The following is a 5,218-nucleotide window of genomic DNA, read 5'->3' on the forward strand; positions in this document are numbered from 1 at the left end:
GGACAAGATGAACCGCTACAGCAGCGGCCGCGCCCTCGACAAGGTGCGCGCCGGCCGCCGCGGCGGCCTGGGTACGGCGCTTGCCCATGGCGTCTGGGCGTTCCTGCGGGCCTACCTGCTGCGCCGCGGCTTCCTCGACGGGCGGCTCGGTTTCGTGCTGGCGGTCTACAACGCCGAAGGCACCTATTACCGATACCTGAAAATGGCGTTCGCGGACGCTGCCGGAACCAAGACCACAATTTGAGATCAGGACACTGGATGCTGAACCGACGTCACTTCTCCGTTGCCTCCGGACTCGCCCTCGGCGGGGCGGCCCTTTCCACGACCGTCACCCCGGCCTTGGCGCAGTTCCGCGTCGAGATCGCCGGCGTCGGTGCCACGCAGGTGCCGATCGCGATCGCGAAATTCCGCGACGAGGACAAGACCACGCAGGCCCTGTCGGCCATCATCCGGGCCGACCTGGAGCGCGCCGGCGTGTTCCGCGGCGTCGACACCAGCGTCGCGATCGACGAGAACGCGCAGCCGGCGATGGGCGAATGGCGCTCCCGCGGCGCCGACGCGCTGGTGGCCGGCTCGGTCACGCGGCTGGCCGACGGCCGCTTCGACGTGCGCTTCAAGCTCTGGGACATCGTCAAGGGCCAGGAGCTCGGCGGCCAGAGCAATGCCGTGCAGCCGGCCGACCTGCGGCTGGCCGCGCACCGCATCGCCGACTACGTCTACGAGAAGCTGACCGGTGACAAGGGCGTGTTCTCGACGCGCATCGCTTACGTCACCCGCACCGGCAGCCGCTACGCGCTGCGCATCGCCGACGCCGACGGCGAAGGCGGGCAGGTCGCGCTGAACAGCCCCGAGCCGATCATCTCGCCGGCCTGGGCGCCGAACGGCCAGGAACTGGCCTACGTGTCGTTCGAGAAGCAGAAGGCCATCGTCTACGTGCAGAGCGTCGCCACCGGCGAGCGCCGCGTGATCGCCAACTTCCGCGGCTCGAACAGCGCACCGGCCTGGTCGCCCGATTCGCAGTCGCTGGCCGTCACGCTGAGCCGCGACGGCATCTCGCAGCTCTACCTGATGGGCCGCAACGGCGGCGAACCGAAGCGCATCACCACCAGCCAGGCGATCGACACCGAGCCGGTGTTCACGCCCGACGGCCGCACGCTGTACTTCGTCAGCGACCGCGGGGGCGGCCCGCAGGTGTACCGCACGGCGCTGGCCGGCGGGGCGGTCGAGCGCGTCACCTTTTCGGGCAGCTACAACATCAGCCCGTCGCTCAGTCCCGACGGGCGCAACCTCGCCTACATTTCCCGCCAGGGCAACGCCTTCCGGCTGTACCTGATGGACCTGACCAACCCGGGCGCGACGCCGCTGGCCTTGAGCGACACCAGCGACGACGAGAGCCCGAGTTTTGCGCCGAACGGCCGGTTGATCATCTACGCATCGCGCGCGCAAGGGCGCGACGTGCTGATGACCACGACGCTGGACGGCAAGATCAAGGCGAAGCTGGTGTCGACAGCCGCCGATGTCCGCGAGCCCATGTGGGGCCCGTACGGCCGCTGACGAAGCGGCCGGCGCATCTTTTCTCGACGACAACATGACCAGGAGTCTCCAATGAAAGCAACTCGTCTCACCCTTCTCGCTGCCCTGACCTCGGCCGTCCTGGCAGGCTGCGCTTCCGGCGTCAAGCTCGACGACAAGCCGGCCCCGGTGGAAAACCGCTCGACCGGCGGCACCTCGGCCAACAGCGGCGCGAACAACGCCGGCACGTCGCAGTCGCAGGTCGCGAGCGTCGACCTGACGAAGAACGCCCCGGCTGCGATCAGCAGCGTCATCTACTTCGACTACGACAGCTACGTGGTGAAGGATGAGTTCCGCCCGACGATCGAAGCGCAGGCCAAGAGCCTGTCGGCCAACAAGGCGAAGAAGGTCTCGATCGAAGGCCACACCGACGAGCGCGGCGGCCGCGAGTACAACCTGGCGCTGGGCCAGAAGCGTGCCGAGGCGGTCGTGAAGTCGCTGGAACTGCTGGGCGTGCCGCAGTCGCAGGTCGAGGCCGTCAGCTTCGGCAAGGAGCGTCCGGCAGTGCAGGGCAGCGATGAAGCCGCCTGGGCGAAGAACCGCCGCGCCGAGTTCAACGCCAAGTAAGCCGGAGGCCTGGCATGCAATCGATTCTTCGCGGACGCACCGGCGGCGCCTGGTGGGCGCCGCTGCTGGCGGCTCTGGCCCTGGTGGCGGCGCCGGCCGCGCACGCCGGTCTGTTCGACGACGACGAGGCGCGCAAGGCCATCCTCGAGCTGCGCGGCAAGCTCGAGGAGAGCAACAAGCAGCAGGCGCAGCGCCAGGCCGAGATGAACGCGCAGCTGCTCGAAGAAATCGGCAAGCTCAAGCGCAGCCTGCTCGACCTGAACACGCAGATCGAGCTGATGCGCGGCGATGCCGCCAAGCTGGTCGGCCAGAACGAGCAGCTCACGCGCGACGTGGCCGAGCTGCAGCGCCGCCAGAAGGACATCGCCCAGGGCGTGGACGACCGCATCCGCAAGCTCGAACCGCAGAAGGTCACGATGGACGACAAGGAATTCCTCGTCGATCCGGAGGAGAAGAAGCAGTTCGACGATGCGATGGCGGTGATGCGCAAGGGCGATTTCCCGGGCGCCGCGTCGGCTTTCGTCGCGTTCCGCCAGCGCTACCCGGCCAGCGGCTACAACGACGTGGCGCTGTTCTGGCTCGGCAATGCGCAGTACGGCAAGCGTGAATACCGCGAAGCCACCGCGTCGTTCCGCGAGTTGCTGAAGGTGGCGCCGGCCAGTCCGCGCGCGCCCGAGGCGCTGCTGTCGATCGCGAACTGCCAGCTCGAGCTGAAGGACGCGAAGGGCGCGAAGCGCACGCTCGACGACCTGCTGAAGACCTACCCGAAGTCCGAGGCGGCCGAGGCTGCCAAGGAGCGGCTGGCGTCGATGAAGTGACGGGGCTGCCGTGAACGCCGTCAACGACCTGCCCTTGCCTGATCTGATGGCCCCCGACCTGCTGGCGCCGGACCTGGAGCGCCGCTTCGGCGGCCTGCGCCGGCTGTACGGCGAGGCCGGCTACCAGCGCCTGCGTGCGCTGCGCGTCGCGGTGGTGGGGCTGGGCGGCGTCGGGTCCTGGACGGCGGAGGCGCTCGCGCGCAGCGGCATCGCGTCGCTCGTGCTGATCGACATGGATCACGTGTCCGAGTCGAACATCAACCGGCAGGTGCAGGCGACCGGCGCGACGCTCGGAAAGGCGAAGGGCGAGGCCTTGCGCGAGCGCATCGCCGACATCCACCCGGGCTGCGAGGTGCAGCTGGTCGACGACTTCGTCACCGCGGACAACTGGCCGGCGCTGCTGCCGGGCCCGGTCGACGCGGTGATCGATGCCTGCGACCAGGTGCAGGCCAAGCTCGCGCTGGCGCAGTGGGCGATCGCGACACGCACGCCGCTCGTGATGGCGGGCGCCGCCGGCGGCAAGCGCCGGCCGCAGGCGGTGGAGGTCGACGATCTCGCGAACGTCACGCACGATCCGCTGCTGGCCTCGCTGCGGCAGCGCCTGCGCAAGCAGCATGGCGCCCCGCGCAGCGGCGCGATCGGCGTGCGCTGCGTGTTCTCGCGCGAGGCGGTGGTGATGCCGGCCGCCGAGGGTGACGCCTGTGATATCGACACAACAACCGACGGCAGCCTGAACTGCCACGGCTACGGATCGAGCGTGGTGGTCACCGCAACTTTCGGACTGGTACTGGCGTCGGAAGCGCTCGAAATCGGGCTACAATCGCGGCTCCGCTGAATTGAAGCAGCGCCTGCAAAGATGTTCAAACATCGCACGGGCTTGATTCAAGAATGACCCTGCAAGGCATGCTATAGTCGTGGGCTTGCTGGGTTGTTAGCTCAGTCGGTAGAGCAGCGGACTTTTAATCCGTTGGTCGCAGGTTCAAGTCCTGCACAACCCACCAGGTTTCATGGTTCGGGAAATTTCCCGAGCATGGGCTCCTAGCTCAGTTGGTAGAGCAGCGGACTCTTAATCCGTWGGTCGACAGTTCGAATCTGTCGGGGCCCACCAACACAGAACCCCGGACAGTCCGCAGCAATGCGACTCTCCGGGGTTTTCATTTGTCTGCAGGGAGTTCGCGTGTGAACGTCGAGGCTGCTGGCCCCCCTGCAACAACGCATCGCGACAACTTCGACGGCGTGCGCCTGGTCGCTTCGCTTGCCGTGCTGTGGAGCCACGCATTCCTGCTGACCGGTCGCAGCGAGCCGATGCTGCCGGGCGGGTTGCGGTCACCGGGCCACCTGGCCGTGCTCGTCTTCTTCGCCATGAGCGGCTACCTCGTGTTCGGCAGCTGGGCGCGCGATGGGTCGGTGTTTCGCTTTGCGCAGCGGCGCTTCCTGCGCATCTGGCCCGCCTATGCGGTCAACGTGATCGTCTGCGGGCTCGTGGCCTGGTGGTATGCCAAGGACGACCTCGATCTCATGGGGGCGCAATGGTGGTTCACGAGGCTGTTCTTCAGGGACGTCGACCTGCAGCCGTTCGGACCGACGGTGCGCCATGAACTGAATGGATCCTTGTGGACCATCCGCTACGAGATGGCCTGCTACGTGCTGCTGGCCGCGGGCGGATGGGCGCTGGGGCGCCGGTTGAGATGGGCGGCCCTGGCCGGTCTTGCCCTCTTGCTGCTGGTGTTCGCACGGCAAGGAGGGCAGGCCGGCCTCGACGGCGCCTTGCTTGACTGGGGAAATTTCCCCCACCTGCCGTACTTCGGCGCGTTCTTTCTCTGTGGCGGACTGCTGTTTCACTTCGATCCACGTCAGCGCGCCGTGCCCGTGCTGGTCGGAGCCGGAATGCTGTGCGTCGTGCTCGGCCAGCCGGAGCTCGGCAGCCTGCTGATCCTGCCCGCGGCCAGCGTGTGGATCGGGCGGCGATCATGGCCGGTGCTGCGCGCAGCGGCACGCTGGGGCGATCTCAGCTTCGGCATCTACCTGTGGGCCTGGCCGGCCCAGCAGGTGGCGGTGGTGGCCCTGGGGCGCGATGCGCCGCTGGCGTTGCACCTGGCACTCGCGTTGGCGCTCGTGTTGCCGGCGGCCGCGTTGTCGTGGTATCTGGTCGAGCGGCCGGCCTTGTCGCTGAAACCGACCCGCAGCAGGGTGTCGCCCGGCCTGCCATAGGGCGCCGGATCAACGTTGCCGGATCGCCATCAGCGCGTCCAGCACATGCC

Annotated in this window: 5 protein-coding genes, 2 tRNA genes and 1 pseudogene; all 8 read left to right on the forward strand. The window is 68.0% G+C overall.

The features are described 5' to 3' along the window. Positions 1-244: pseudogene (locus AC1D12_RS24030) on the forward strand (glycosyltransferase family 2 protein); the annotation flags it as partial. A gap of 14 nt (positions 245-258) precedes the next feature. Further along, the gene (gene tolB / locus AC1D12_RS24035) at positions 259-1,554 is read left to right on the forward strand and encodes a Tol-Pal system beta propeller repeat protein TolB (protein ID WP_477827902.1); all 1,296 of its coding nucleotides are present in this window, start codon (positions 259-261) and stop codon (positions 1,552-1,554) included. A gap of 51 nt (positions 1,555-1,605) precedes the next feature. Beyond that, positions 1,606-2,139 carry a peptidoglycan-associated lipoprotein Pal gene (gene pal, locus AC1D12_RS24040; RefSeq protein WP_465114646.1) on the forward strand — a complete coding sequence of 178 codons (534 nt, stop codon included), beginning with the start codon at positions 1,606-1,608 and terminating at the stop codon, positions 2,137-2,139. Positions 2,140-2,153: 14 nt separating this feature from the next. Next, the gene (gene ybgF, locus AC1D12_RS24045) at positions 2,154-2,957 is read left to right on the forward strand and encodes a tol-pal system protein YbgF (RefSeq protein WP_477827903.1); all 804 of its coding nucleotides are present in this window, start codon (positions 2,154-2,156) and stop codon (positions 2,955-2,957) included. Between the two features lie 46 nt (positions 2,958-3,003). Next, entirely contained in the window at positions 3,004-3,792 is a 789-nt protein-coding gene (locus AC1D12_RS24050; RefSeq protein ID WP_477843330.1) for a tRNA threonylcarbamoyladenosine dehydratase, read from the forward strand. A gap of 90 nt (positions 3,793-3,882) precedes the next feature. Then, positions 3,883-3,958, forward strand: a tRNA-Lys gene (locus AC1D12_RS24055). A gap of 31 nt (positions 3,959-3,989) precedes the next feature. Beyond that, a tRNA-Lys gene (locus AC1D12_RS24060) sits at positions 3,990-4,065 on the forward strand. A 71-nt stretch (positions 4,066-4,136) separates the two neighbouring features. After that, on the forward strand, positions 4,137-5,168 hold the full coding sequence (locus AC1D12_RS24065; RefSeq protein WP_477843328.1) for an acyltransferase family protein: 1,032 nt from the start codon (positions 4,137-4,139) through the stop codon (positions 5,166-5,168). Positions 5,169-5,218 lie beyond the last annotated feature (50 nt).

Source organism: Rhizobacter sp. P1_G5, from assembly GCF_056405435.1.